Raw genomic sequence first — 25,249 nt, 5'->3', positions numbered from 1 at the left:
TGATTCTCATGAGATGTCGTTTTGGTGACGCGTAAGACGCTCGCGCAGCGGTTGGGCCGCGTCCTGGAGATTGTCACCCGCCAAAGCGGCCACCTGTCCGAAAGACCCTACGGTTCTTGGATTTTGGGCAGCCCATCGGAGAGCCAACAACGCCGACGGGTGCGCCTCCAGGTGCTTTTGACCGTATTTGTGGTGTGCGCGAACCTGATTGGGATCGGCGTGGTGCTGCTGCTGGTCACCGTAGCCATCCCGGAGCCAGACGTGTTCGCGGCCCCGGTGCGCCGGATTTCTCTGGTGATCGCACCCAGCTATATCGCCGCAGCGATCGTGGTCGGGTGGGTTTGGGCTACCAAACGCATCATCGGTGATCTGCGCTGGGCCATCGAGGAACAGCCTCCGACTGCTGACGATCAGCGCAACACCTTCCTGGCGCCGTGGCGGCTGACCGTCATTCCCGTTGTGCTGTGGACGATCGGCACCGTCCTGTTCGCGACGCTGTACGGCCGGGTCAACACCGACTACATCCCGAAGTTCCTCTTTGGCATCAGCTTCAGCGGCATTGTCGTGTCGGCAAGCTGTTACTTCGCAGCGGAATTCGCGTTGCGGCCGGTGGCCGCTCAAGCCCTGGAAGCCGGACGGCCACCACGACGGCTGGCGCCGGGCGTCATGGGCCGCACTGTGGCGTCGTGGCTGTTGGGATCTGGCGTGCCGGTGATCGGCATCGCGCTGGCCGCGGTGGTCACCCTGTCTATGCGCAACATAACGCTGGCCCAGTTCGGCTTCGCCGTCTTGCTTTTGGCGGTTGCGGCGTTCGTGTTCGGGTTCTTCTTGATACTGGTCGCCGCGTGGCTGACGGCCACCGCGGTGCGGGTGGTTCGTGCGGCGCTGGAGCGCGTGGAGGGCGGCGACCTGGACTGTAAGTTGCAGGTCTTCGACGGCACCGAACTCGGCGAACTGCAGCGGGGCTTCAACGCCATGGTCGAGGGACTGCGCCAGCGTGAACGCATCCGCGACCTGTTCGGTCGCCACGTCGGACGCGATGTCGCCGCCGCTGCCGAAGAGCAGCAAATCGAGTTGGGTGGCGAAGAGCGCCATGTCGCAGTCCTTTTCGTCGATATCATGGGATCCACTGAACTGGTGTCGGACCGGCCCCCGGCCGAGGTGGTGGAGCTGCTCAACCGGTTCTTCACGGTCATCGTCGACGAGGTCAACGCCCGCAAGGGACTGGTGAACAAGTTCGAAGGCGACGCGCTGCTGGCGATTTTCGGCGCGCCTGTGCGGGCTCGTTCCCCGGAGACCGATGCTCTTGGGGCCGCACGTGCGATCGCGAAGCGACTCAGCGAGGAAGTGCCCGAATGCCCGGCCGGCATCGGCGTGGCCGCAGGAACCGTGGTGGCCGGCAACGTCGGTGCGTACGAACGGTTCGAATACACCGTCATCGGCGATCCGGTCAACGAAGCCGCCCGACTGTGTGAGTTGGCCAAGTCGACCCCGCAGCGCGTGCTGGCCTCGGCGCCGACGGTAGAAGCCAGCGATGCAAAAGAACAGTGCTGCTGGGAGCTCGGTGAGGACACGGTGTTGCGCGGGCGCAAAGAGCCGACGCGACTGGCTAACCCGAAGACTTAAGCGGTTCCCCCGTCCGCTCAGTGCGGGCACGGTGCACACCTTCAGCCAGCCGCGCGAGTGCGACGGCGGAGACCAGCAGACCGAAGTCACGCAGCGCGATGTCGTAGAAACCGGAAAGGGTGAGCAGGTCGACGATGATGCCGGCCAGCCATGCCGCCACCACCCATGCGCCGATGCGCGGAGCGATCGCGACCAGCACACCGGCGGCGATTTCGCTGACACCGACGACGTACATGCACTGGTCGGCGTTGCCCGGGACGATGCCGTCGATCCGCGTACGCCTGAAACGATGGATCTTTCAACTGACCGGCAGCAGCAGAGGTGGGGGCGGTTATGCGAGCGGTACTCAAGGCGGCTCCTCCTTCTAAGAGATCGTAAATTGAACGTTAGAACTTCACCTGAATGTATCGTCAAGGGTTTTGTCTGTTAGAAATGGACGGTGATGGATTCCTCGCGGGACCCCTTGCAACGCGATGCCGCCGGGATCGGCGCCCTCGCCGACCCGGTGCGCCACCAGCTCTACCGGTTCGTCTGCTCGCAACCGGAACCGGTGAGCCGTGACCAAGCGGCCGACGCGGTAGGCGTCGCACGCCACCAGGCGAAGTTCCACCTCGACCGGCTGCAGGACGAGGCGCTGCTGGAATGCGACTATGTGCGGCTGACGGGACGGTCCGGGCCGGGTGCGGGACGCCCGTCGAAGCTGTATCGGCGAGCCGACCGGGATATCGCGGTCAGCCTTCCCCCGCGCGACTACGAGTTGGCCGGCCGCCTGATGGCCAAGGCCATCGCCCAGTCGGCAGCCAGCGGTGCGTCGGTCGTGGACGTGCTCAATCAGGTTGCTCGGGACTTCGGCCGCGGCATCGGAACGTCCGCCGTAACCGACCGCGGGCGCGCACCCGCCAACGCGAAGTCAGCGCTCGAGGTGGCTGTGGCGATACTGCGCGAACACGGCTACGAGCCGCGGTATGGCGCCGGTGAGGTTGACCGGACCCCATGGATTGGTCCATGTTGGGTGAGAGTCGTTCATCGGTGGGTACAGCTGGCAGCGTAGCGAGCCGGGGGTTGGTAGCCGAGGGCGGAGTGGCGCCGGTGGTGGTTGTATTCGTGTTTCCAGTCGCTGATGACCACGCGGGCATGCGCCAGTGACCAGAAGCTGTTGATGTTGAGGCATTCGTCGCGGATCCGGGAGTGGAAGGATTCGACGTAGCCGTTGCGCCATGGTTCGCCGGGTGGGATGAAGTACAGGCCGATGTGGTTTGCGGCCCAGTTAGCCATTGCCGCGCAGGCGAATTCGGGTCCGTTGTCGCAGCGCAGGACTGCCGGATAGGTGCCTCGGTGGGCGGCGATCCGTTCGAGCTCGCAGATCAGGTCTTCGCCGGTGATGTTGCGTTCGACCATGTCGCCGAGGCATTCGCGGGTGTGTTCGTCGATGATCGACACGGTCTTGATTGGGCGCCCGTCGGTGGTGACGTCGAACTGGAAATCGGCGGCCCACACCTGATCGGGCGCATCTGCGCTGACTTGCGGGGCCGTTGAGGTGCCGTGGCGTTTGCGGCGTCGCCGCTGCGGCACCCGCAGCCCTCCTCGCGCCACAGGCGTTGGAATTTCTTGTGATTGACCGGCCAGCCTTCGTCGCGCGCATCGTGGTAGGCGGGCCGAAAGCCCCGGCGCGGATGCTCCTTGGCCCAAGCGCGCATCCAGGCCCGCAACGCGGCATCCGGATCAGCCGGCGTGGTCGACGCTGGTTCGTGTCGTTGAGTGGAGCGGTGTTGCCCGGCCACGCGGCAGGCGAAGCGCTCACTGACTCCCAGCACGTGCTGGAGATGGTCAACGGCCGCCCGCCGGCGTTCCGGGCCTAGAAGTTTCCCTTGGCGATCTCCTTGAGTGCGGCCTTCTCCAATTCGGCGTCGGCCAGCAGCCGTTTGAGGGTGGTGTTCTCGCGTTCGAGGTCCTTGAGCCGCTTGGCGTCCTCAGCCTTGAGCCCGCCGAATTGATTGCGCCAGCGGTGATACGTGGCCTCGGAGACACCCAGGTCGCGGCACACCGCCGCGGTGTCCTTGCCCTCGGCCAACAGCCGATCGGCCGTCATCAGCTTGCGCACAATCTGCTCGGGAGTGTGCCGCTTTCTTGTCGCCATGATCTTGTCGAGCCTTCCTGCCCAAAACCTGGGCCGCCAGACTCTCACACACCGTGGACCAACCAACCGGGGTCAGGCCAAGGTGTATCTCGCCAACTGCCCGTTTCACGCGCTGGCCGAGGAGCAGCGCGAGCTTGCCTGCACGATGAACCACGCGTTGATCAGCGGCATCGCCGATGCGCTGCGGCCGCATCGCCCGCACGCGCGGCTGGATCCGCGCCCTCCGGGCTGTTGCGTGGTGCTCACCGCAGGCCGCAAATCGTCAAAGTAACCGTCTACCACTGCGCCAGCAGGCGTTCCGCACCAGCGCACAGCCGCTCGATGACAACGCCCGCCGGTTCCACCGACGTGACCATCCCGACGCCCTGACCGGCGTCGACCGGAGCGATTCGCGGGTCGTCGGCCGCGGTCGCGGCGGCCAGCTCGGCGCGCGCGTCGGGATCGGCGGCCAGCTCATCCTCCCGGCCCGCCCACCGCGCAACGAAGTCGTTGGCCAGTACGCGCGACGGGAACCGGTCCGGCCAGGGCAATCCGCGGCCGACATCGAATACCCGGGTGGTCGTGGTGTCGGTCTCGCGCGCAGCGATGAGGGCCTGGCGGGCACCGTCGGTGGTCAGCGCCTCCGAGCAGGCCGTCAAGCATGTTCCCAACCACGCTCCGCTGGCACCGGCAGCCAATACGGCGGCGAGGCTTCGCGGTGACGCAATTCCACCGGCCGCCAGCACCGGCACCGAGACGACGGTCAAGACGGCGTCGAGCAGCGGCAGCGTGGCGATCTTGGCCTCTCCGTGGCCGCCGCCTTCTGCTCCCCGCGCCACCAGGACATCGACACCGGCGTCTTGCGCCCGGACAGCGCCAAGACTGTCGTATACCTGTGTGGCAGTTGCGACTCCCGCATAATGGGCGCGCTCAACCCACGACCATTCGTCGGCGAAGCTGACCGACAGCAGCGCCGGCCGGGCAGCAAGCGCAGCGTCGAGCAGCCCAGGTTCGTTGCGAATTACCCAGTGCACCAAGCCAATTCCGAAAGTGCCTCGCACGTGCGGCAACTCGGCGTGGAGCAGCTTCGTGGACCCGGTACTGCCCATCCCTAGCATGCCCAAGCCACCGGCCGCACTCACGGCGGCAGCGAGCCGGCCACCGGCCGCACCACCCATCGGCGCGTTGACGATCGGTACCCGCAGGCCGAAGCCGCGCGACCACGGTGTCGAGAGCACCCGCTATGTCGCCGAAGAAAGGCTCTTGAAGACGGTCAGCATGATCACCGAGTCCTCGATGGCCTGCAGGGAATGCCGCTGCGGCGGGATCACGACGTAGTCGCCGGCCGTGCCCTCCCACGAGTCGTCGCCCGCGGTCAGGTGCACATGGCCCTGCAGCACCTGCAGTGACGCCTGGCCGGGGCTGTCGTGCTCAGCCAGCTCACGTCCGGCAAGCAACGCCATCACGGTCTGCCGCAGTTCATGGGTGTGCCCGCCGTGAAGGGTATGGGCGGCTCGCCCACTTTTCGTCTCGCGCGCCTCGGCCAGCTTTTCGGCAGCGAGGTTGGTCAGCGAAATGGTCTCCATGATGTCCTTCGGTCGAGGGGTCGGTGATCTGGGCCTCAGCTGGATAGTAGAAGACCGCCCGCCGTCACCAATGCGATCACCTTGACCACCTCCAAACCGACATAGGCGTAATGACCGCGAGACCGGGGCGCGTCGAGGCCGGCCAGCACCTTGTCCGATCGCCGGTTCAGGAAGGGCCGCACCGCGCCCAGTTGCGCTACCAGCGTTGCCCACGCGACCACGAACGCCACGATCACCCCGAGCGGCGGCCGGCTCACGACGACCACGGCCAACGTGACGATCGCGAAAACCACTTCGACGGCGTTGAGTGCCCGGAAGACCAGCCGGCCGATGCCGAGCCCGATCTGCGTCGTCACGTTGGGCGCCCGGAATTTGAGCGGCGCTTCCAGAAACGAGATGGCCAGCACCATGCCGAGCCACACAAACGCGACGCCGACGGCGATCGCCGACCCGACGCTCACTTGGCCGCCCCGTCGAGACTGAGGTGGGCCACGCACAGGTCGGGTTCGACGAAGGCGTCCAGCCGGTCCACGGTCACCGGCGCGTCCACGGTTTCCATTGCTCCTTGCATGATTCCGAGGTGTATCGGGCAGACCACGCTGCGTCGGGCTTCGGCCAGTTCGAGAAACGGGCAGTGGCGCAGGCCGATCTGGTGTTGACCGTCGGACTGGCGGTGCTCAGGTGCAAAGCCGAGCTCATCGAGCAGACCGACCAGGTGGTCGATCGATTCCTGCGTCCCCGCACTGCCCGTGCCAGCCGAATTCGACTCCAGCCGCTGGCCCCACGCGCGACCAGCAGCCAGCGCCTTGGCGCTGGGATCGCGCTCGTCGTCGCCGAAACCCAGGGTGAGGATCTCGGCCAGCAACTCATAGCGGCGCTCGCCGCCGCGATCCATCTGCCGGACGGCCCGGAACATCAGCGGAGGCCGCCCCGGCCTTCGGTGGTCTGGTGCAACGCGTTCGACACGACCGTCACGGACCAGGCCGTCCAGATGGAAGCGGACCGTGTTGGGGTGCACCTCGAGTTGCTCGGCGATCGCGACGATGCTCATCGGAGCCTTCGCCGCCTTCAGCACCTGCAGCACGGCGCGGCGGCGATCGGCGGACTCCCCGGCTGGCCTGGCGATGCTCACTCTCCCTCGGAGTCTTCTGCTCTGGGCAGGCGAGCCACCAGCGGGGTGTCGATGCCGAGTGGGCCTACCTTGGCGGCTCCACCGGGTGAGCCGAGCGGCTGGTCGCGGCCCGGCAGGACTTCGGTGAAGAACGCCGCGTTGTCCGCAAGATAGGGCTGCAGTTCGTCTGGAAGGTCGTCCTCGTAGTAAATCGCCTCGACCGGGCAGACGGGCTCGCAGGCTCCGCAGTCCACGCATTCGTCGGGATGGATGTACAGCGCCCGCCCGCCTTCGTAGATGCAGTCGACAGGGCACTCGTCCACGCATGAGCGGTCCATCACATCGACACATGGCTTCCCGATTACGTACGTCATGCGCTAGAGTTTACACAAGCTGTGTTGTAAAAACTAGTGCGAGGTATGCAAACTCCATGGCCGACAAGGAACTTGACGTCCGGCAGCTGCGTAAGCCCGACAAGCACCCGACGATTTTCGCCACCTACGCCAAGCTGGCCGTCGGCGAGTCGTTCGTGCTAGTCAACAACCACGACCCCAAGCATCTGCGCCAAGAGTTCGAGGCCGACCACGCGGGCAGCTACGGCTGGGAGTACCTCGAGAAGGGCCCTGCCGTCTGGCATATCCGGATCACCAAACTGGCCACTACCCCACTGCCCCGGGTTCTGGCCAACACCGCAGAGTTGGCCGCCGAGCCCGACCACACCGGAGCGGTGTGGAAACTGGAAGTCGGCGAGCGCGACCTGGATTCGAACGTCATCGCGCTGGCGCCGGGCGGCGGCATCGACGCGCACGCCGGAGCCGACGTCGACGTCCTGATTCATGTGCTGGCCGGCAGCGGACGGCTCACCACCGAGCAGGGCGAGATCGAGCTGGCGCCCGGCGCGCTGCTGTGGCTGCCGAAGCGTTCCCGACGCCAATTCAGCGCCGGCCCGAACGGGTTGCGCTACCTGACCGTTCACAAGAAGCGGGAAATCCTGCCGCTGACACCCACTGTGCGACAGGCAGTTTGATGCCCGGCATCCGGCGCACAACGCTGCCGAAAGCCAACCGCGGCGACGACACGGCGGCGGGCCACTGGCTGCTGGCACGCCTGGGCAAGCGGGTGCTCCGCCCAGGGGGTGCGGAGCTCACCCGCGAGCTATTGGACCGCGCCGCGGTGACCGACGCCGATGTGCTGGAGTTGGCACCAGGGTTGGGCCGCACCGCAATTGAGATCCTTGCGCGGCGTCCGCGCTCGTATCTCGGTGCCGAGCAAGATCCCGACGCGGCCGCGCTGGTTCGCGACATCGTGCACAAAAGTGGCGCCGGGCGCGGCGACGTCCGGGTCGCCGACGCCGCCGATACGGGGTTGCCCGATGCCAGCAGCGACGTCGTGGTCGGTGAGGCGATGCTGACCATGCAGGGCAAGGCGACCAAGCATGCCATCGTCGCCGAGGCAGCCCGGCTGCTGCGACCGGGTGGGCGCTACGCGATCCACGAACTCGCGCTGACGCCGGACACCATCGCCGATGACGTCAAGACCGACGTCCGCCAATCCCTGGCCCGCGCAATCAAAGTCAACGCCCGCCCGCTCACCGTCGCCGAATGGCGGGACCTACTTGCTGAACACGGGTTGGTCGTCGATCACGTCGCGACCGCGCCCATGGCGCTGCTGCAGCCGCGACGTTTGATCGCTGACGAGGGGCTGCTCCGAGCGCTGAGGTTCACCATGAACGTGCTCACCCATCGCGACGCCCGCCGGCGCGTTCTTCAGATGCGGCGGACCTTTCGCCGGCACCGCGATCGGTTGACCGCCGTCGCGATCGTCGCTCGCAAATCGCCAACGGAACACGCGGATCAAAGCCATGTCTCCGCGCCGGGCGTTGTCGAGGCCCGACAGGGTGATCGGTCATGACTGATGTGCGGGGACCGCTCGAGGACACCGTCGTGGATTTGGCAAGCCGCGCAGACGTGGAGGCGCTGCTGCGCCGCTTCTACCGTCGAGTGCTCAACGACGATGTCCTCGGCGACCCGTTCACCGAGCTACGGGCGCGGGGCTTGGATTCACACATCCCAGTGATGTGCGACTTCTGGGAGACAGTGCTCTTTCGCGCCGGCCGCTACCGCGGCAGCGCGCTGAACGCTCACCGACCCGTCCACTGCCGAACTCTACTGTCCGCCCACCACTTCGTCCGCTGGCTGACCACATGGAACAACACCGTGGACCAAACGTATTGCGGACCAGTCGCTGAAGCCGCGAAAGTACAAGCCGCCCGAATCGCCTGGGCGATGCACCGCCGGCTCACCGGCGGCGACGCCTCTGAACTCGACGCGTTTGTCGGGCGCGCCAATGAAAACTGACCGCGAGATCGGATCTGCCCTAAACCTGCAAGCCCCTCACCAAATCGCTACCGATGGTGTCGCTCTAGTTCCAGCACCTGCTTTAGCGTCTTGAGCACAGTGTCCGGATTGAGGCTCATCGAGTCGATGCCGATCTCGACGAGGAACTTGGCCATATCCGGATAATCCGAAGGTGCCTGGCCACACAGCCCGGAATGAAGGCCGTTGCGGCGGCACCCGTCGACTGCCAATCGGATCATCTCCTTGACTCCGTCGTCGCGCTCGTCGAAGTCGAAAGCGACGATCTCACTGTCCCGATCTACACCCAGAGTGAGCTGAGTCAGATCGTTGGAGCCAATGGAAAAGCCGTCGAAGTGCTTGGAGAACTTGTCAATCAACACAACGTTATTCGGAATCTCACACATTGCATAGATCTTCAGGCCGTTCTCCCCGCGGCGCAGGCCGAGTTCGGACATCCGGTCCAGCACCAGCTCGGCCTCCGCGACTCGGCGGACGAATGGCAGCATCAGCACGACGTTGGTTAGCCCCATCTCCTCGCGCACCCGCTTCATCGCAGCACATTCCAGCGCGAAGCCCTCGGCATAGGCCGGATGGGCGTACCGGGACGCTCCCCGGAAGCCGAGCATCGGATTGTTCTCGCGCGGTTCGAAGTCCGAGCCGCCGATGAGACTGGCGTACTCGTTGGTCTTGAAGTCGGACATCCGCACCACGACAGGTTTGGGCCAGAAGGCCGCGGCGATGGTGCCGATCCCCTCGGAGAGCCGCTGCACGAAGAAGCTTGCCCCGTCGGGGTAACCGTGGGTGAGATGTGCCAGCTGCACGCGTATCTCGGGGTTGGTGACCCGGTCGGGATGCAGGAGAGCGAGTGGGTGGCACTTGATCGATTCGCTGATGATGAACTCCATGCGGGCCAGGCCCACGCCGTCATTCGGCAGAAACGAGGTCTTAAACGCCAGGTCAGGATTTCCCAGGTTGACCATGATTTGGGTGGCCGGCCGTGGCAGATCTGTCATTTGCGTGCACTCGACCGAAAACGGAACTTCTCCGCGATAGACGCGCCCGGTGTCACCTTCCGCGCACGATACGGTGACGGTCTGGCCGTCGGTGAGCCGAGTGGTCGCATTGCCCGAACCCACCACGGCGGGAATTCCGAGCTCGCGGGCAACGATTGCCGCATGGCACGTGCGCCCACCGCGATTCGTGACGAGCGCGGCCGCGATTTTCATCACCGGTTCCCAGTCCGGGGTGGTGGTATCGGCCACCAGCACCTCGCCGGGCCTGAATTCCTCGAGGTGGGTGAGATTTTCGATCAGATGGGCGTTGCCTGACGTGATTTTCTCGCCCACCGCACGGCCCTCGACGAGCACATCGCCAGCTCCGGCGAGCACGTAGCTCTCCAGCACGCTCACCCGGCGCTGGGAGGCCACGGTCTCCGGCCGGGCCTGCACGACGTAAATCCGCCCGTCGCTACCGTCTTTCGCCCACTCCATGTCCATCGGCCGGCCGTAGTGGCGCTCGATCTTGATGGCGTAGTCAGCAAGTTGGAGGACATCATCGTCACTGAGACAGAAGTGCCCTCGATCGGCCTTCGGTGTGGGGATATTGCGTGTGGTGTGTTTGGTCTCGCCCTCGACGAAGACCATCTTTACCGCCTTGTCTCCCAGCAGGCGGCGCAGCACGGCACGGTGACCCGCCGCGAAAGTCGGTTTGTGGACATAGAATTCGTCCGGGTCGACGGCGCCCTGTACAACGTTCTCCCCGAGGCCGTAGGCCCCGGAGATGAATACGACGTCGCGGAAACCCGATTCGGTGTCGAGCGAGAACATCACACCCGCCGAAGCGAGGTCTGAGCGCACCATCTTCTGCACACCGATCGACAGCGCAACGCGGAAGTGGTCGAACCCATTGTCGATGCGGTAGTGGATGGCCCGGTCGGTGAACAGGCTCGCGAAGCAGCGCTGGCACGCATCGAGCAGGCTTTCCTCACCTCGGATGTTCAGATAGGTGTCCTGCTGACCGGCGAAGCTCGCTGTGGGTAGGTCCTCCGCTGTCGCCGAACTGCGGACCGCCAGGCTCACTTCCTCCCCGTACTCCTCCTGCAGCCGCCGATAGCCGGCGAGGACTTCTGCGGTGACGTCTTCGGGCAGTGCGGCACCGTATACCACCTCCCGTGCGCGCTTGCCCCGGCGTGCCAGGTCGGTTACGTCACTTGGATCGAGCCCGTCGAGGGTGGCGCGCAGGCGCTCCCAGGCTCCCGCCGATTCAAGCGCGTGGCGGTAGGCGTCAGCGGTGATTGCGAACCCGTTCGGTATGAGCACTCCCTCGCTCGACAGCTTGCGATACATCTCACCGAGCGAGGCGTTCTTACCGCCGACGAGCGGGACATCCTCGATGCCGAACTCTTCGAAAAACCGTACGTACTTTGGATCGTTCATGATGGTCCCTTCTCTTCCGGCCCGTCGAGCAACCGTGCGGCCTGGAGCCCCCGCCAGGTGGCTTGCAGTGTCGAAATCGCGTGGTGGCGCGCGCCCAAACCGCCATCTGGGCGCTGCAGCAATGCAAGCTGCTGGCCGACAGCATCTGGGTAACGCACGCGCTGACCGAGCACCCGGCTAATCACGAGCCCGCCCCACAGCGCCCCAACGGACGTCGCTCGTGAGTTGGGCGCCAGCCCAAAGCCGAGCTGCTGATCCTCACACCGAGACACAAAGGACGTCAGCTGGGGATCGGGATGCCAGCGCTGGTTCAGCAGTTGGGCTAGCCGCACTGCGGTCGCCGTCGTCTCGAGATCCGCACCGGGGCGCGCCCACCCCTCGTTGGGCGCGCCGGCCGTATGCAGGAGCGCGGTCATGCTGGCGTGCTCCGGTCCGCTCAGCGTGCCGTGCCGCAGATGTAGCAGCTCAAGCACGTGCGACGCGTCGACGATGGCGGCGCGCCAGTCGCGGGATCGCCCTCGGCTACCGAGCACATGCACCCAGCCCCGCAGCCAGCGCTCGGACGAGCAGACCGGCTCAACGGCGAGCACATAGAGCGAGCGAAGGGTTGCCCAGCCGATGGTCAACGTGGGGTAGCCGCCGTCGTCTTCCTGCAGGCATCGCAGCCAGTCGCCGGTCTGCGCAGGCGCGGGAATGTCGATACCTAGAAGTCTGAGCGACTCCAGGGCTGCCAACGTGTCCGGCGCGTTAGGCTCCTCCACCGCCCACTCTGGTGTGCGGTAAAAGCTATAGCCGCCTTCAAGGGTGCGCCGCCCCAGCACGTACCACCCGACCGCCGCCCAATCCAGCCGGTCCGATCGCGTCCCGTCGCGGTGATCCATCAGCAGCGCTTCGGCGTTAGTCATCACCACCTCCACCGCCACAAAACTGCAAGGCCACCTCGTGCAGTAGGGTCGAAAGGCCTTAACGGATGGCCTAATTGGTAACAGTTGGCGTGCGAGCTTTCCGCGACATTGTGACTTTTGGCCATACAGGTCGTGACTTGATCCTCTGATCGGCCGCGACGTGGGCACGCATCATCGAGACGTGAATCGGCGAATGCAATTCGCAACGGTTCCGGGTTACGCACTCCGGACCGCGTCGCGACTACTCCGGAGGCCGGCAGATGCAACACAGCGACTCGACATCTCACACCAAGAACTGGACGGTCGAGGTTACGATCGATGAGCATCGCCAGCGCACCCGCGCCAGGGCCGGGCTACGCTGGCGCGGCAAGCGCCTCACCGGACTTGGTATCGCTCGTGTCAATCCCAGTGACCCCAACATCCCCGAGATCGGCGACGAACTGGCCGTCGCCCGCGCATTATCGAACTTGGCAGATGAGTTGTTCGCCGCCAAAGCATCCGATATTCACGCGTCCACCCACGAACCGGTGGTGCTTGTGCACTGAGCGGCGATTGGCCGGAGCAACTGAGCATCCCTGCAGCGAGCGCCTCGTCGGATGAGAAAATAAGGTGAACAATGTGATTGCCGATTACGCCCCGAAGTCGGTTGTGGTAGGAATCGACGGCTCGCCGGCCGCGGTGGCAGCAGCTCAGTGGGGCGCTGACGAGGCTCTTCGCCACCATGCCGCCTTGGAGTTGCTCTACGTCGTCGATCGCAATCGGGCATTCACGCCGAGCGTCGTCAAAGCCCAGTTCTCGGTAGCGCAAGCCGCCTTGCAAGACGCGCACGCGGCAGTGAAAGCAACACACGAATCGGTCAGAATCCAATTGGAAACCGTGGAAGGCGATCCTGGTACCACCTTGACCGAGGCGTCTCGGTCCGCAGCCCTGCTGTGTGTCGGGTCCCCGAAGGCCGCACCCCACGGGCCGTCTGATTCGTTGGCGGCGAACATGGCTACCTCGGCGCACTGCTCGGTGGCTGTCGTTCCCGCCACCGAGTTTGCGGTACGACCGCGGCGCGGCTGGTTAGTGGTACTCCTGCACAACTCCACTGACGAATACGAAGTCCTGCAGCAAGCCATGGAAGAAGCTCTTCTCCGAGAGCTTGGCCTGCGCGTGGTGATGACGGATCGGGACAGCTCGACGGATATGCGGTTCAATCCGACTAGCATTCAAAGTCGGTGCGCGCTGGCCGTACTGGATGAGCATCTGGTCAACTGGACTCGGCGCTATCCTGGCATCGACACGTGTTTTGTGCACACCGAACGGTCCGTCCATTACGTGGAACAACACGAAGGGTCAATTGAGTCAGTGGTTTTGGGCGCCGAGAACCGTGATGAAGTAGCGCAGCTGGTTGAACTCACCAGGTCGAAGACGTTGCACGATGCGAACTTCTCGGTTCTCGTCGTCCGCGGTCAGCACTTCTGAATGCCTCAGCAGCGCCAGATGTCTAGGAAGACGGGCGCGCAACAATTACCGGCACCCGGACAGCTTGAACGACAGCGTTGCTGACCGAACCCAAGAGCGCGCCGGTGAAGCCACCCCGTCCGCGATTGCCGAGGACGACAAGTTGAGCGGATTGGGACTTTTCCACTAATGCGCGAGCCGGTCGGTCACAAACGAGTAGCCGGTGCACGGTCACATCGGGATAGCGTTCTTGCCAACCCGCCAGTGCCTCGGCCAGACTCCGCTCTTCTTCCGCTTTTACCGCCGACCAGTCCAAGCCTGGGAGCTCGAAAATTTCGGTGTCACTCCATGCATGCACTGCAACCAAGTCGACACTGCGACGCGACGCTTCGTCGAAGGCGATCGCCGTAGCCTGCTTCGAGGCAGGCGAGCCATCGGTTCCCAGCAACACCGGGGCTTGTGTAAGGTGCGGCGTCGATGCATCTTCGTCGTGAAGGATCGCGACCGGACAATGCGCCCGCCGCACAAGGCTGGAACTGACTGAACCAAGCAAACCGCGTGCTATTTTTCCGTGTCCGTACCTGCCGACCGCGATCAACTCAGCAGCCTCTGACAGTTCGACGAGCGTCGGGATGGTTTCCGCGTAAATTATTTCGGTCTTGATTGGGATCGCCCGGTCGTTCGTTGTCGTGTCCTGAGCGATCTTCACTGCCTGGTCAAGGATTCTGCGCGCCTCGTTTTCCTGCCATGCCGCAATTCCCGCCGGCAACGGCACCGGTGACCACCCTGCGATAATGGGGCTCACCACATGGGCCAGGGTCAAGTGAATGTGGCGCATGGCCGCGTCACGCGCCGCCCAACAGACGGCGCTATGCGATGCGCTTGAGCCATCGACGCCGACGACGATGCCATATTTCTTGGTCCCTGCCGACATTTCGCTTCCTTCCGTCAACAACTGAAGGCTAGGCCGGGGACGAGTTGCCAGTCGTGAGGCATTAGTCCTCAATCCTGCGGTCGTAGGGCCCTTGCCGCGCCAACTTCTCTGGCGCTGATTGATGACGGGAGCCCATCACACAGCGAATCGAGGCCGAACGGCCCTACGGAACGTCCGAAGCATCCCACTACCTTCTGAAGTGAACGACCGATCGTCCTCGGTCTCTAATCAAGGAGGTGCTATGGGCCAAGCACCACTGGTAACACCGTCGATTGTGGTCGGGATCGGCGGTTCAATCGCGGCGATCAATACGGCCAAATGGGCCGTCGTCGAGGCCACGACCGCGGGGTTCCATTGCATCTGCTGGGCTGCCGGTCACAACGGTCATGCGGCCTCATGCACCGAAATCGTTGATATTGACTTGGAATACGCCGAGACTGCGCTGCGCGCCGCGGCCGCCGCTGTTCGTGACCGGGGAAGATCCATCACCATAGAAACAGCTGTTGTCCCTGGTTCGCCCGACAAAGCCCTAATCGACGAAACGCATGATGCAGAAATGATTTGCGTCGGGTCCGTTGGAATCGGACATCTCGCCGAGACGTCCTTGGATCGACAGCTGCTGCGCTGTCCCAAAAAGCCTGCTGCCCCGTAGCGGTGATCCGCACCGGCCAACACGCGGCAGTGTTAGATGACGGTTGGATTGCAGTTGTCGTCGGAGATTCATCCGACAACGACGAGCACGGCTTTCGAGAAGCGCACCTGCGCAATGCCCCCATATTGGCATTGGGAGTGGCGCTGGGGCTTGGGAGAAACACCGTACCGGCAAATGTATCGCCGTCTCGGCGCCTGGGTGAATCGTTACCCTGAGATGCATGTCCGACCTGCCGCCGCACGAGCGGGCGCTGCCAAGTTCTTAGCCGGTGTTGAGGAACCAGTTCAGCTGGCCGTTGTAGGCAGCGCTGAGTCAAGCGAGCTCGCCCGGATTGTCGGCCCGCCCAACCGCTCGTTGCTCGGCGCTATCGGGTGTTCAGTACTGGTAGTCCGGAGGCGATGGTAAGCGTCCTCTGCGGGAGAAGGAAGCACTGCGTGGACGCGTTTATTCACCCGTGGCCTGCCAGCGATCGTCGGTTGCGCTGATCCTGGCTTCGGGCGCAGGTGGCGCGGGCTTCCAGCCGACGTAAGTCAGGTACAACCCGGCCAGACCCAAGCCGATGCCCACCACCCAAATCCCCGCAGTCGCACCCGAACTATAGACGGCGTTGCCTGCTGCGTTGTAGGCCTGGGGAACGGCCAGCAGAATCACCCCACGCGCCGCCATAATCCAGCCCACCACCGACACGATGACCGCTGCGGGGGTGCGCCAGTACTGGTGAGACGCAATAATGACGAGGCCAAACATCAGAAGAATGGCCCCATATAGCCACGGCCACATGGGGTTGGCCTTGAACTCGGTAAACAGTGTCTGCATATACGAGCTGCGGACCGCGACAGTCGTGGGAACGATCGCGAAGAAGGGGCCCAGCGTTCGGGCGAACATGCGCGTGCGCATTTGGGACTGCTCTGAGCTGCTAATTGTCCTACCTCCATCTTCCCAAACAGACGGTAACCGAACAGTGGGGGGCCTCGCCCCGTTAAGTTGCACAGCTCGAACTGGTGATTTCCCTGAAGCTCTGCGACTTTTCATTAGCGGTGATCACCTGTACCCCAAGATATTTTGCGATTTCCTGACTCGCACGATCAGCGGCGAACAAAGCTGCGCCGACGGCAGCGATCCGCACAATGTTGAGGCGATACCAGACTCGGATGCGGGCGTCTCGCTCGGCCGGTGGTGGCGCCTTAGCAACGAACATCACCTTCAGGTTGACCGCTCGGACGAGGAAGGCGGTAAGAGCCAGCCCCGAGAGCAAGCAGCCGGCTGTGACGATCAGCCATCGCCTGGCGCTTTGCAACGCCCAGCAAGTGGCCACCGCGACAGACGTGCTTGCCAGTATGGCTGGTGCAACAGGAGTGTAGTAGCGGACTGGACTGCCGGGACCGAGAACGGATGTCGTGCCGCCGTTGAGGCGAGCATCTGCCTTAACGGTTTCGAGGGCGAGCCGTTCTGGCATCTTCACGACAGCTTCGTAGATATGGCCAAACAGCCACTGAGCATAGCCGAGCCGGGCGATAGACAGCAGCCAGGCCGTCAGAGCAACCCGACAGTCCGCCGATCGCAGATAAGATCTTGCATGACGATGTGATACGAAAGTGCCCATCGGCTGAGCCTCCATTTCGGTGACGGTGCGCTGCCGAGCTGCGGGTGCGGCATCGCCGAGGACAGCCCGTTCCGCTGCCACACCCTCACGACTATCGACACTTCTCGGCCACCAAATGTGACCGGTGGCATCTGGTAAACGGCGGATCACCTAATCCGCGGAGCTGCCGTACACGCGCCGCCCTCCGTCGATGCCAGGCCTGAACGGTTCAGAGACGGGTCCCGTCGGTGACATAGCCCTCCATGAAGATCCTGGTGCGGCCCAGCTGCATCCCACCGACGTGCAAGTGATTCTCCGCGTCTGCGGACTCGTTTGGGAAGGCAAGTTCTCACCGGAGCCACGCCCCGCACCCTGATACGGGAACCACCGAAACTGCCGGCGCCACCGCGTAGCATCACCCCACCGAGCCGGAACCTCTACCCGCCCATTCGCACCATACTCCGGGCGTCATCTGCCGTTGTGGGCGGCGAGGCAAGCGAACTCGCTCAGTTTGTCGGCCCACCAGCCAATCGCTGCTCACCCCATCGGGTGTTCGGTACTGGTAGTTCGCAGCTGACGGGTGAGCTTCTTCTGCCGGGAAGCAACGCTCAACGCGCGCTGAGCCAGAGCTTTGCAGCCTGGTCGGTGCAGTCCTCTAGCGCTTGGCTGGTGTCGATGGGGTGAGCGGTGGCCCAAGCGCCGTCGCGGACGGCGAGGTCTCGGGCGATCTTCGGGGTAGCGTCTGAGGTACCTGGCTCCCTGCGCTGGACTCGCTTGATGGCGGTGTCAAGCGATGTCCAGCAGACGATTTCGAGCAGTGTTGATGCCGTCTGGTCGGCGAGTGCGTGGGCCAGCCGACGGTGGCGAGGATCTCGCCAACTGCCGTCGAGGATGACCGACCGGCCGCTACTCAGCAACGAGTGTGCGCGACGAATGATCTCCTCGTACACCGCAGTGACCTGGCCGGGCTGATACAGGCCGGCGTCTAGGATGCCGACCTCGCCCTGGATCGTCCCATGTCGTTGCATCTCGCGTCGCACGTCATCCGTCGAGATGACCTCTGCCCCAACGCGGTCAGCGAGCGAATGGGCCAGAGTGGTCTTGCCGGTGCCCGGCGCGCCGCCGACCAGAACGAGCCGAACGGCGCCCGCCGACAGGTGCTCGGCCGCAAGCGATAGGTGATGCGATGCGTCAACTGACGCATCGGGGCTTCCCTGCGCGAAACGCACACAGTCGACCTTGGCTCGCACCACCGCGCGGTAAGCGATGTAGAAGTGCTTGAGCGAGGCTGGGGCGTCGTCGTCGGCTATGTGACTATACGTATCAAGGAAGTGGTCGGCGAGGTCTTTCCGCCCGAGGAACTCTAAATCCATCGCCAAAAACGCCGCATCGTCAATCCGGTCGATGTAGCGCAGCTTGTCGTCGAACTCCAGGCAATCCAGCAGCACCGGGCCCCCGGGCATGCAGAAGATGTCATCGGCCAGGAGGTCGCCGTGCCCGTCGACGATCCGTTGGTCGAGGATGCGCTCCGTGAACAGAGTTGCCCGGCCGGCGACGTATTTCCGAGCTAGCTTTTTGACTTCAGCGATCAGTCCGGCGGGTGCGGCGATCCCCTTGTAAGGATCAAGTTCGGCAAGGTTTTGTTGCCAACGCGCGCTTATGGCGTCGAGCTTGGCCTGCGAGTACATGGCCCTTCTCCGGTGAGTTCTACCGTGAAACTGTGCCAACACTTCCGCGATTCGATTTAGTTGGTTTTGCGCCGTTGTGCCGTGTTTGATTAGCGTGGACAGCCGGCATGAGTCGGGGTAGCGGCGCATCACGACAAGCGGTTCGGCTGGCCCGCCGGTGGGGTCGCTCAAGTACGCGACTCCGAGGTAACTGTCTGGTGCCAGCCGTCGGTTGAGTTTGACTTCTCGTCTGCAGGCTCGTTTTCGCCTGGCGGTGGTCGTGAAATCCAAGAATTCGGTAGCAATCGGTTTCTTCGCCTTGAAGGCCTTGTCGCCGACGAGCACAACGACACCCGTGTGGGTTTCACGGACCTCGGCGTATCGGCCTAGCGCCTCCGACAATCCCGTGGTCTGACCGGCAATCGCCGACGGTTTCTGCACGCGATAATTTTGCGCCGGTGAAGCGCACTCGGTGTAGCGGCGGATGGCCACAGTCGCCACGGTGAAAGTCACTCCTGTCAGAGCCGAAGGTCCTACACCACGACCCGTACCAAAGACAGTCTTCGGTGGGACCAATGGCTCTAGCGGCACACTCTGTCGTCGCTAGGGTCAATCTCAGGGCCGACACCCGGGGAGTGATATGCGCCGAACAATGATGGATATCGAGGTGGTCAAGAGCGCGGTACTTCTGGCGTGCCGTGCGCCGTCGATACACAACAGTCAGCCCTGGCGGTGGGTTTCCGAGGGCGCAGTGTTGCATCTGTTCGTCGACCGGCGGCGTTGGGTACGCAGCGCCGACCGTTCCGGACGAGAAGCGATCATCAGTTGCGGGGCAGTACTTGATCACCTTCGAATTGCGATGATCGCAGCGGGTTGGCAGTCCAGTATCGATCGGTTCCCCAATCCCGACGATCCAAACCATTTGGCTTCGGTCGAATTCCAGTCACTTGATTTCGTGACTGATGCCCAGTACCAGCGCGCGGAGGCAATCCTAAAACGTCGAACCGACCGGCTGCCGTTTGGCCGACCTACCTATTGGACGTCCTTCGAGCCGGTACTGCGCAGCAGCATCGACGATAACGTTGCGATGCTCGATGTTCTCTCTGACGAGGTGCGACCGGAACTGGCCGCCGCATCGCAGCTGACCGAGGCGCTGCGCCGCGACGACGCGTCATACCACGCCGAGATCCAATGGTGGACATCGCCGTTTGCACTTTCGGAAGGCGTACCTCCCGAGACGCTGGCATCCACTTCAGAAAGGCAGCGGGTCGACGTGTCGCGAGACTTCCCCGCACGCGGCTACAGCGATCGTCGGCCGGAAGTAGCGGTGGATTGGTCCAAGATCCTGGTGTTGTCCACCGCTGAGGACACCCGAGCTGACACCTTGCGTTGCGGGGAAGCCCTGTCCACCGTGCTGCTGGAATGCACCATGGCCGGCATGGCGACCTGCACGCTAACCCACCTGATCGAGTTGGACGAAAGCCGCGATATCGTCCGCGGACTGATCGGTGAACGCGGGGAACCGCAAGTGCTGATCCGCGTTGGTATAGCGCCACCCATGGAAGATCTGCCCGCACCAACTCCCCGACGGCCACTTGGCGATGTGCTTGAAATCCGCTAGCCAGGCGAATTCCCGGCGGTAGTCATGACGGTGACCATTGACCCGCGCTACTACGACGCGGTGATTATCGACCTCGACCGTGTGGTGCGGGATATGGGGCACCCCGATTCAGCGATCAATTCGACCGTTGCGCTGGTGCACCAGCTACACGATTCGGGACTACGCGCAAGCGTGTATGCGTCGAGTCGTACCGTCGAACAGGCTTTGGCTGCCGCAGGAATCGACGACGTGTTTCCCATTTTTGCCGACGGCAACAGCGGTCGTCAACCGGACAGGTCCGGAAGTCCGGGCTCGACCGCCTTGCTGGAAGCCGCTATGCGGCTCGGTGTGTGCCCGAATCGCTGTGTCGTCATCGAGGCCTCGGAAGCCGGGACGAGGGCTGCCCGTGAGAGCGGCTTCGCCCTGGTGGTCGGTGTAGATCGACTCGAGCACGCCGACAAGCTGCGTCGAAATGGTGCCGACACCGTGGTGGCCGAAGTCGCTGATATCACAGTGCACTTCGGGCAACGTCGGATGTCGGCGCTTCCCGATGCGTTGCAGTCATACGGTCAAATCTCCGCGGTGCTTGCCACCCGCCAGCTGGCAGTCCTTCTCGACTTCGACGGGACGTTGTCAGTCATCGTCGATGATCCCGACACCGCCACCCTGGTCGAAGGCGCAGCTGACGTCCTCAAGGCGCTCGCCGCACACTGCAACGTGGCCGTACTCAGCGGACGCGACTTGGCTGACATAATTCCTCGCGTCGGGCTGCCGAACATCTGGTACGCGGGCAGCCACGGTTTCGAGCTGAAAGCTCCCGATGGCACCTTCCACCACAACGAGAGCGCCGCATTCGCGGTCGGCGCACTCGACGATGTGGCGACCGAATTGCGCGGCCAATTCGCTTCACTCGACGGTGTTCGCGTCGAGCAGAAGAAATACGGCATTGCCGTGCACTACCGAAAGGCCATGCCACAAGCTGTCCGCGAAGTGACTGCCACCGTCTACACGATTGGACAACGCAGGGGCCTTCGGGTAACTAACGGACGCAAAGTCATCGAACTGCAACCGAACATCGCCTGGGACAAGGGCAAGATGCTGCAGTGGATACTGCATCGGATCGGGGAAACCGATCCGCCATTGCCGATATACATCGGCGACGATCTCACCGACGAAGATGCCTTCGACGCGGTGCGATATGACGGGATCGGAATCGTCGCGCGGCACAGCGAGGAGGGCGACCGCCCGTCGGCTGCGCGGTTCGCCCTTGACGGGCCCGACGCGGTCCGGGAATTCATCGCGCAGTTGGCTCGGCAAGTAGCAGGTCAGCGCGACCAATCCGACAACCCATGGTCGATCACTTTCGGCGGCTACGAGCCACGCGACGAACCGCTGCGCGAAGCGTTGTGCACAGCGGGCAACGGGTGCTTCGCCACCCGCGGCTGCGTACCAGAGTCCACCGCATCCGGCGTTCACTATCCGGGCACGTACGCTGCCGGCATCTACAACCGGCTCACCGACCGGGTCGGCGGCAACACCATCACCAACGAAAGCCTCGTGAATCTGCCTAACTGGCTGCCGTTGACGTTTCGTATCGACGGCGGACCGTGGTTCGACATCGATGCCACCGAGCTATTGTCCTATCTGCAAACTCTCGATCTGCGCCGTGCGGTGCTGAGCCGAGAGTTCCGGTTCCGCGACGCTACCGGCCGCACCACCGCGGTGACCCAGCGCAGGTTCGTGGCGATGCATCTACCCCATGTCGCCGGCCTGCAGACCACGGTGAAAGCCGAAAATTGGTCCGGCACAATCGAGTTGCGGTCTTCCCTACACGGCGACATCGAGAACCGTCAGGTTGAGCGATACCGCGAGCTATCCGGTAAACATCTCGCGGTGACGCAGGCACGGGAGCTATCCAGTGACTCAGTGCTTTTAGGCCTGTGCACGGTGGAATCCCGGATCCCAATTGCGATCGCGTCGCGCACAACGCTATGGAGGGACGGCACACTGGCGCAGGCAGGCTACCGGTTAGTGCAGGATGCAGCCCGCATCGGCCACAACATCTCGGTCGGCCTGACAGCCGGGCAATCAGTGACGCTGGAAAAGATCGCCACCCTCGTCACTGGGCGTGACCCAGCGGTCTCTGAACCGGCGGATGACGCTGAGCGCCACCTGCACCGTCTCGGCCGGTTCGACCAGCTTCTGCACGGCCACACGCTGACATGGGCACATCTATGGGAACGATTCAACATCCACATCGGCCACAACCCCGACGAGCTACGGATCGTGCGCCTACACCTGCTGCATCTGTTGCAAACCCTGTCCCCGAACACCGCCGAGTTGGACGCCGGAGCACCCGCGCGAGGACTGCACGGCGAGGCCTACCGCGGCCACATCTTCTGGGACGAGTTGTTCGTCTTTCCCGCCCTGAACATGCACCTGCCGACAGTGACCAGATCCTTGTTGCAGTACCGCTATCGGCGGCTGCCACAGGCACGCCGTGCTGCCGCGGAAGCCGGCTACGTCGGCGCCATGTTTCCCTGGCAATCCGGCAGCGACGGGCGTGAAGAAAGTCAGCAACTTCACCTGAACCCGCGATCGGGTAGGTGGAATCCCGACCCCAGCGCACGCGCCCACCACGTTGGAATCGCCGTGGCGTACAACGTTTGGCAGTACTACCAGGTGACCGGCGACGTCGACTACCTTGTTGACTACGGAGCGGAAATGCTGACCGAGATCGCTCGCTTCTGGGTGAGTTTGGCCAGCTTCGACAGTGCGCGTGGACGTTATGTGATCCGTGGGGTCATCGGTCCGGACGAGTTCCACTCCGGCTACCCCGGCCGTGTCTATGACGGCATCGACAACAACGCCTACACCAACGTCATGGCGGTCTGGGTGATCGTGCGCGCAATGGAAGCACTCGAACTGTTGCCATTGTGGGATCGGCTCGATCTGCTGGAAAGGCTTGGGGTCGACGGTCCGGAACTCGATGTGTGGGACGACGTTAGCCGGCGCATGTACGTGCCGTTTCATGATGGTGTGATCAGCCAGTTCGAGGGCTATGAGCAGCTCGCGGAACTGGATTGGCATGCCTATCGCCAGCGCTACGGCAACATTCAGCGTCTGGACCGCATCCTGGAGGCCGAGAACGACAACGTCAACCATTACAAAGCATCCAAGCAAGCCGATGCGCTGATGCTTTTCTACCTGCTTTCCTCCGACGAGCTTCGGGAACTGTTCGCCCGGCTCGGCTACCGATTCACCCCGGCGCAAATCCCGAAAACCATCGACTACTACCGCTCTCGGACTTCACACGGGTCTACGCTGAGCGCAATCGTGCATTCGTGGGTCTTGGCCCGCGGCGACCGTGACCGTGCCCTCAAGTATTTTCAGCAGGTCCTCCTATCCGACGTTGCAGACATCCAGGGAGGCACCGTCTTTGAGGGTATCCACTTGGCGGCCATGGCCGGCAGTGTCGACCTATTGCAGCGATGCTTCACTGGTGTGGAATTCCGCGCCGACCGCATTGTGCTCAACCCGCTGTGGCCCGAAGAGCTTGGAAAGCTCAGCTTCCCGCTGCGCTACCGCGGTCATCGCCTTTACCTGCAGGTCAGCGGACGCGAAGCAACAATCAGCTCAGATTCGGAACAAGCCAACTCGATCGATATCGAATACCGTGGTCGGGTGCAGGCTCTCATGCCCGGACAGACCATCGAGTTGTCGTCGTAGACTACGCGCTCTGGATTCCGTTGGCACGCCGGCGTGTACGTCGACGCGCACGGCTGGCGGCCATCAGTCGCGCCACTGCCTGCTCGATACCCGCAGCAAGCTGGTCGATATCGGGCGCGGTGTCGTGGTCGGCGGTGATACCGAAGATGAAACTGTCGGCGTAGCTCACCATCGCGATACCGGTGCGCAGACCAAGCGCAATCGGCGGCACCGGCAATACTTCCAGCACCTCACGACCCATCAGCTTCTGCCGGCCCCGAGGCCCGGGAACGTTAGTGGCCAAGGCTGATACTGCATGCTGTGGAAAGCGGGTCAGCAACCGAATCATCCACGCCGACAGGGTGAATGGCATGCTGGTGGCCGCCGCCATGAATACGGCACCGCCCTCCCGCTGACCACTGGCCTTGACCTTCGTCAACCGGGAGTGCACAAGTTCCAATTGTTTGACCGGGTCCGCCTCGTCGACCGGTAGTAATGGCAGCATCGCCGAGACACGGTTGTCGGGTTGATTGATGTCCTTCATCGACCGGATGGAAACTGGAACCAGTGTGCGCAGCGAATCTCGGTGAGGCTGCTCACCGCGGTGGAGCAGGAGGTTGCGGTAGCTGTCGGTGATCGCCGCCAGCGCCACGTCATTGAGTGTCACGTCGAAGGCGCGGCAAACCTTCTGCATATCGGCGAGCTTGACCCTGGCTGCGTTATAGCGCCGCAAGGTCGTTACCGTTCCGGTCAGCGACGATTCCGGCGGTGCGCTCAGCAGGCCCGCTGTCAGGCCGGCGACACCCACCGCGGCGTGTTCGGCAGCAGTGGTCGCTGCGACTGTGGTGCGCCACAAGCCGCCCAGCCAAGTCAAAGGGTTCATACTGATTGACGGCAAACGCAGCGTCGGCTCATCCGGCTCTTTGGATGCGCGAATTCTTTTTGCGAACGTGTCGCCGCCGCCGTAGTCACTGAACTTCGCCAGCATCTGGGTGGTGGCGATACCGTCAGCGATGCAGTGATGAAGCTTCAGCAGGACGGCCCACCTATCGTCTGTGAGCCCTTCAATAATCCAGCTCTCCCAGAGCGGACGCTCACGGTCAAGGCGAAATTGCATGAGAGTCGCGATCATGCGGAACAGCTCGGCATCGTCGCCCGGCTCGGCCAGCGCGACGCGATGCACGTGATGCGATATGTCAAAGTGAGGGTCCTCGACCCATCCAGGCGGGCCGAGATCGAGCGGATGGGTGCGCAGCACTTGGGTGCAACGCGGCACTTCGGCCGCCCGCTCGCCGAAGGCCGCGACAAGCTCCTCGTACGGCGGCACAGGCCCCGCGATGATCGATACACCCGCGATGGCCAGACTCACGTGGGGATCGGAGTCCTCGGCCTCCAGGAAACTCGCATCCAGTGCTGACAAGTGCTCCATGGCATAACTGTGCGCCGTCGCCTGCACTCATGGGCAGAGTCGGAAGTCCCGAAGGAAAGGGGCGAACGACGCTAACCACCTAGCCACACCCGGCA

At 63.5% G+C, this 25,249-nt stretch carries 22 protein-coding genes and 3 pseudogenes; 11 read left to right on the top strand and 14 right to left on the bottom strand.

Annotated elements, in window-relative coordinates; genetic code table 11:
• Positions 1-21: 21 nt before the first annotated feature.
• Entirely contained in the window at positions 22-1,626 is a 1,605-nt protein-coding gene (locus G6N15_RS17830; protein ID WP_083085623.1) for an adenylate/guanylate cyclase domain-containing protein, read from the top strand.
• Here the strand turns inward: G6N15_RS17830 and G6N15_RS17825 are convergent.
• Positions 1,610-1,897, bottom strand: a pseudogene (locus G6N15_RS17825) (hypothetical protein); the annotation flags it as partial. The gene G6N15_RS17830 and the pseudogene G6N15_RS17825 sit on opposite strands and share 17 nt — an antisense overlap.
• Positions 1,898-2,068: 171 nt before the next feature.
• On the opposite strand from G6N15_RS17825, the gene G6N15_RS17820 reads away from it, so the two are divergent.
• On the top strand, positions 2,069-2,677 hold the full coding sequence (locus G6N15_RS17820) for a helix-turn-helix transcriptional regulator (RefSeq protein ID WP_372506504.1): 609 nt from the start codon (positions 2,069-2,071) through the stop codon (positions 2,675-2,677).
• On the opposite strand, the pseudogene G6N15_RS17815 reads toward G6N15_RS17820, so the two are convergent.
• Positions 2,650-3,763: pseudogene (locus G6N15_RS17815) on the bottom strand (IS3 family transposase). The gene G6N15_RS17820 and the pseudogene G6N15_RS17815 overlap by 28 nt on opposite strands.
• A gap of 82 nt (positions 3,764-3,845) precedes the next feature.
• Here G6N15_RS17815 and G6N15_RS17810 point away from each other — a divergent pair.
• Positions 3,846-4,034: pseudogene (locus G6N15_RS17810) on the top strand (transcriptional regulator); the annotation flags it as partial.
• Positions 4,035-4,038: 4 nt separating this feature from the next.
• Here the strand turns inward: G6N15_RS17810 and G6N15_RS17805 are convergent.
• The 5 genes from G6N15_RS17805 to fdxA are packed head-to-tail and all read right to left on the bottom strand — an operon-like array spanning position 4,039 to position 6,813.
• Positions 4,039-4,980, bottom strand: a complete 942-nt coding sequence (locus tag G6N15_RS17805) for an NAD(P)H-dependent flavin oxidoreductase (RefSeq protein ID WP_083089704.1) — start codon at positions 4,978-4,980, stop codon at positions 4,039-4,041.
• Positions 4,981-4,983: 3 nt separating this feature from the next.
• The gene (locus G6N15_RS17800; protein ID WP_083089705.1) at positions 4,984-5,328 is read right to left on the bottom strand and encodes a cupin domain-containing protein; all 345 of its coding nucleotides are present in this window, start codon (positions 5,326-5,328) and stop codon (positions 4,984-4,986) included.
• Positions 5,329-5,363: 35 nt separating this feature from the next.
• A complete protein-coding gene (locus G6N15_RS17795; RefSeq protein ID WP_083089706.1) occupies positions 5,364-5,789 on the bottom strand; it encodes a hypothetical protein in 426 nt (141 codons plus the stop codon).
• Positions 5,786-6,460, bottom strand: a complete 675-nt coding sequence (locus G6N15_RS17790) for a helix-turn-helix transcriptional regulator (RefSeq protein WP_083089707.1) — start codon at positions 6,458-6,460, stop codon at positions 5,786-5,788. The genes G6N15_RS17795 and G6N15_RS17790 overlap by 4 nt, the downstream gene beginning before the upstream one ends.
• Entirely contained in the window at positions 6,457-6,813 is a 357-nt protein-coding gene (fdxA, locus tag G6N15_RS23330) for a ferredoxin (protein ID WP_083089708.1), read from the bottom strand. The genes G6N15_RS17790 and fdxA overlap by 4 nt, the downstream gene beginning before the upstream one ends.
• A 56-nt stretch (positions 6,814-6,869) precedes the next feature.
• On the opposite strand from fdxA, the gene G6N15_RS17785 reads away from it, so the two are divergent.
• Genes G6N15_RS17785 through G6N15_RS17775 form a run of 3 tightly spaced genes read left to right on the top strand, consistent with a single transcriptional unit; the run spans position 6,870 to position 8,796 of the window.
• Entirely contained in the window at positions 6,870-7,466 is a 597-nt protein-coding gene (locus G6N15_RS17785) for a DUF2249 domain-containing protein (protein ID WP_083089709.1), read from the top strand.
• Entirely contained in the window at positions 7,466-8,350 is an 885-nt protein-coding gene (locus G6N15_RS17780) for a class I SAM-dependent methyltransferase (RefSeq protein WP_083089710.1), read from the top strand. The genes G6N15_RS17785 and G6N15_RS17780 overlap by 1 nt, the downstream gene beginning before the upstream one ends.
• Entirely contained in the window at positions 8,347-8,796 is a 450-nt protein-coding gene (locus G6N15_RS17775; protein WP_083089711.1) for a group III truncated hemoglobin, read from the top strand. The genes G6N15_RS17780 and G6N15_RS17775 overlap by 4 nt, the downstream gene beginning before the upstream one ends.
• Positions 8,797-8,843: 47 nt before the next feature.
• On the opposite strand, the gene ppsA is transcribed toward G6N15_RS17775, so the two are convergent.
• Both ppsA and G6N15_RS17765 read right to left on the bottom strand, forming a co-directional pair.
• Positions 8,844-11,231, bottom strand: coding sequence for a phosphoenolpyruvate synthase (ppsA, locus tag G6N15_RS17770; RefSeq protein WP_083089712.1), 2,388 nt, complete (start codon positions 11,229-11,231; stop codon positions 8,844-8,846).
• Positions 11,228-12,136, bottom strand: a complete 909-nt coding sequence (locus G6N15_RS17765; RefSeq protein ID WP_139798011.1) for a hypothetical protein — start codon at positions 12,134-12,136, stop codon at positions 11,228-11,230. Before G6N15_RS17765 ends, ppsA begins: the two co-directional genes overlap by 4 nt.
• A gap of 260 nt (positions 12,137-12,396) precedes the next feature.
• On the opposite strand from G6N15_RS17765, the gene G6N15_RS17760 reads away from it, so the two are divergent.
• Both G6N15_RS17760 and G6N15_RS17755 read left to right on the top strand, forming a co-directional pair.
• Positions 12,397-12,681 (top strand): DUF1876 domain-containing protein, encoded by a 285-nt coding sequence (locus tag G6N15_RS17760; RefSeq protein WP_083089714.1) that lies wholly within the window; start codon positions 12,397-12,399, stop codon positions 12,679-12,681.
• Between the two features lie 73 nt (positions 12,682-12,754).
• On the top strand, positions 12,755-13,603 hold the full coding sequence (locus G6N15_RS17755) for a universal stress protein (protein WP_163748135.1): 849 nt from the start codon (positions 12,755-12,757) through the stop codon (positions 13,601-13,603).
• Positions 13,604-13,625: 22 nt separating this feature from the next.
• Here G6N15_RS17755 and G6N15_RS17750 read toward each other — a convergent pair whose 3' ends face one another.
• Positions 13,626-14,516: a universal stress protein gene (locus G6N15_RS17750; protein ID WP_083089716.1), complete on the bottom strand. Its 891-nt coding sequence runs from the start codon at positions 14,514-14,516 to the stop codon at positions 13,626-13,628.
• 241 nt (positions 14,517-14,757) lie between these two features.
• Between G6N15_RS17750 and G6N15_RS23325 the strand changes: the two genes are divergently transcribed.
• Complete coding sequence (locus tag G6N15_RS23325) at positions 14,758-15,168, top strand: universal stress protein (protein ID WP_232070272.1); 411 nt, start codon at positions 14,758-14,760, stop codon at positions 15,166-15,168.
• 444 nt (positions 15,169-15,612) lie between these two features.
• Here G6N15_RS23325 and G6N15_RS17740 read toward each other — a convergent pair whose 3' ends face one another.
• The 3 genes from G6N15_RS17740 to G6N15_RS17730 all read right to left on the bottom strand — a co-directional run bounded on the left by G6N15_RS17740 (position 15,613) and on the right by G6N15_RS17730 (position 18,858).
• Positions 15,613-16,065, bottom strand: coding sequence for a hypothetical protein (locus G6N15_RS17740; protein WP_083089717.1), 453 nt, complete (start codon positions 16,063-16,065; stop codon positions 15,613-15,615).
• 82 nt (positions 16,066-16,147) lie between these two features.
• Positions 16,148-16,852 carry a DUF1772 domain-containing protein gene (locus G6N15_RS17735; RefSeq protein WP_083089718.1) on the bottom strand — a complete coding sequence of 235 codons (705 nt, stop codon included), beginning with the start codon at positions 16,850-16,852 and terminating at the stop codon, positions 16,148-16,150.
• A gap of 506 nt (positions 16,853-17,358) precedes the next feature.
• A complete protein-coding gene (locus G6N15_RS17730; RefSeq protein ID WP_232070271.1) occupies positions 17,359-18,858 on the bottom strand; it encodes a bifunctional aminoglycoside phosphotransferase/ATP-binding protein in 1,500 nt (499 codons plus the stop codon).
• Between the two features lie 214 nt (positions 18,859-19,072).
• On the opposite strand from G6N15_RS17730, the gene G6N15_RS17725 reads away from it, so the two are divergent.
• Together G6N15_RS17725 and otsB are read left to right on the top strand one after the other, a co-directional pair.
• Positions 19,073-20,038, top strand: coding sequence for an Acg family FMN-binding oxidoreductase (locus G6N15_RS17725; RefSeq protein WP_139798014.1), 966 nt, complete (start codon positions 19,073-19,075; stop codon positions 20,036-20,038).
• 24 nt (positions 20,039-20,062) lie between these two features.
• Positions 20,063-23,746, top strand: a complete 3,684-nt coding sequence (gene otsB, locus G6N15_RS17720; RefSeq protein WP_083089719.1) for a trehalose-phosphatase — start codon at positions 20,063-20,065, stop codon at positions 23,744-23,746.
• A gap of 1 nt (position 23,747) precedes the next feature.
• On the opposite strand, the gene G6N15_RS17715 is transcribed toward otsB, so the two are convergent.
• A complete protein-coding gene (locus tag G6N15_RS17715) occupies positions 23,748-25,154 on the bottom strand; it encodes a WS/DGAT/MGAT family O-acyltransferase (RefSeq protein WP_083089723.1) in 1,407 nt (468 codons plus the stop codon).
• Positions 25,155-25,249 lie beyond the last annotated feature (95 nt).

The sequence above is a fragment of the Mycobacterium noviomagense genome, assembly GCF_010731635.1.
GTDB lineage: Bacteria > Actinomycetota > Actinomycetes > Mycobacteriales > Mycobacteriaceae > Mycobacterium > Mycobacterium noviomagense.
Note: the sequence above shows the minus strand (reverse complement) of the source record. Positions and strands in the feature narration are given on the sequence as shown.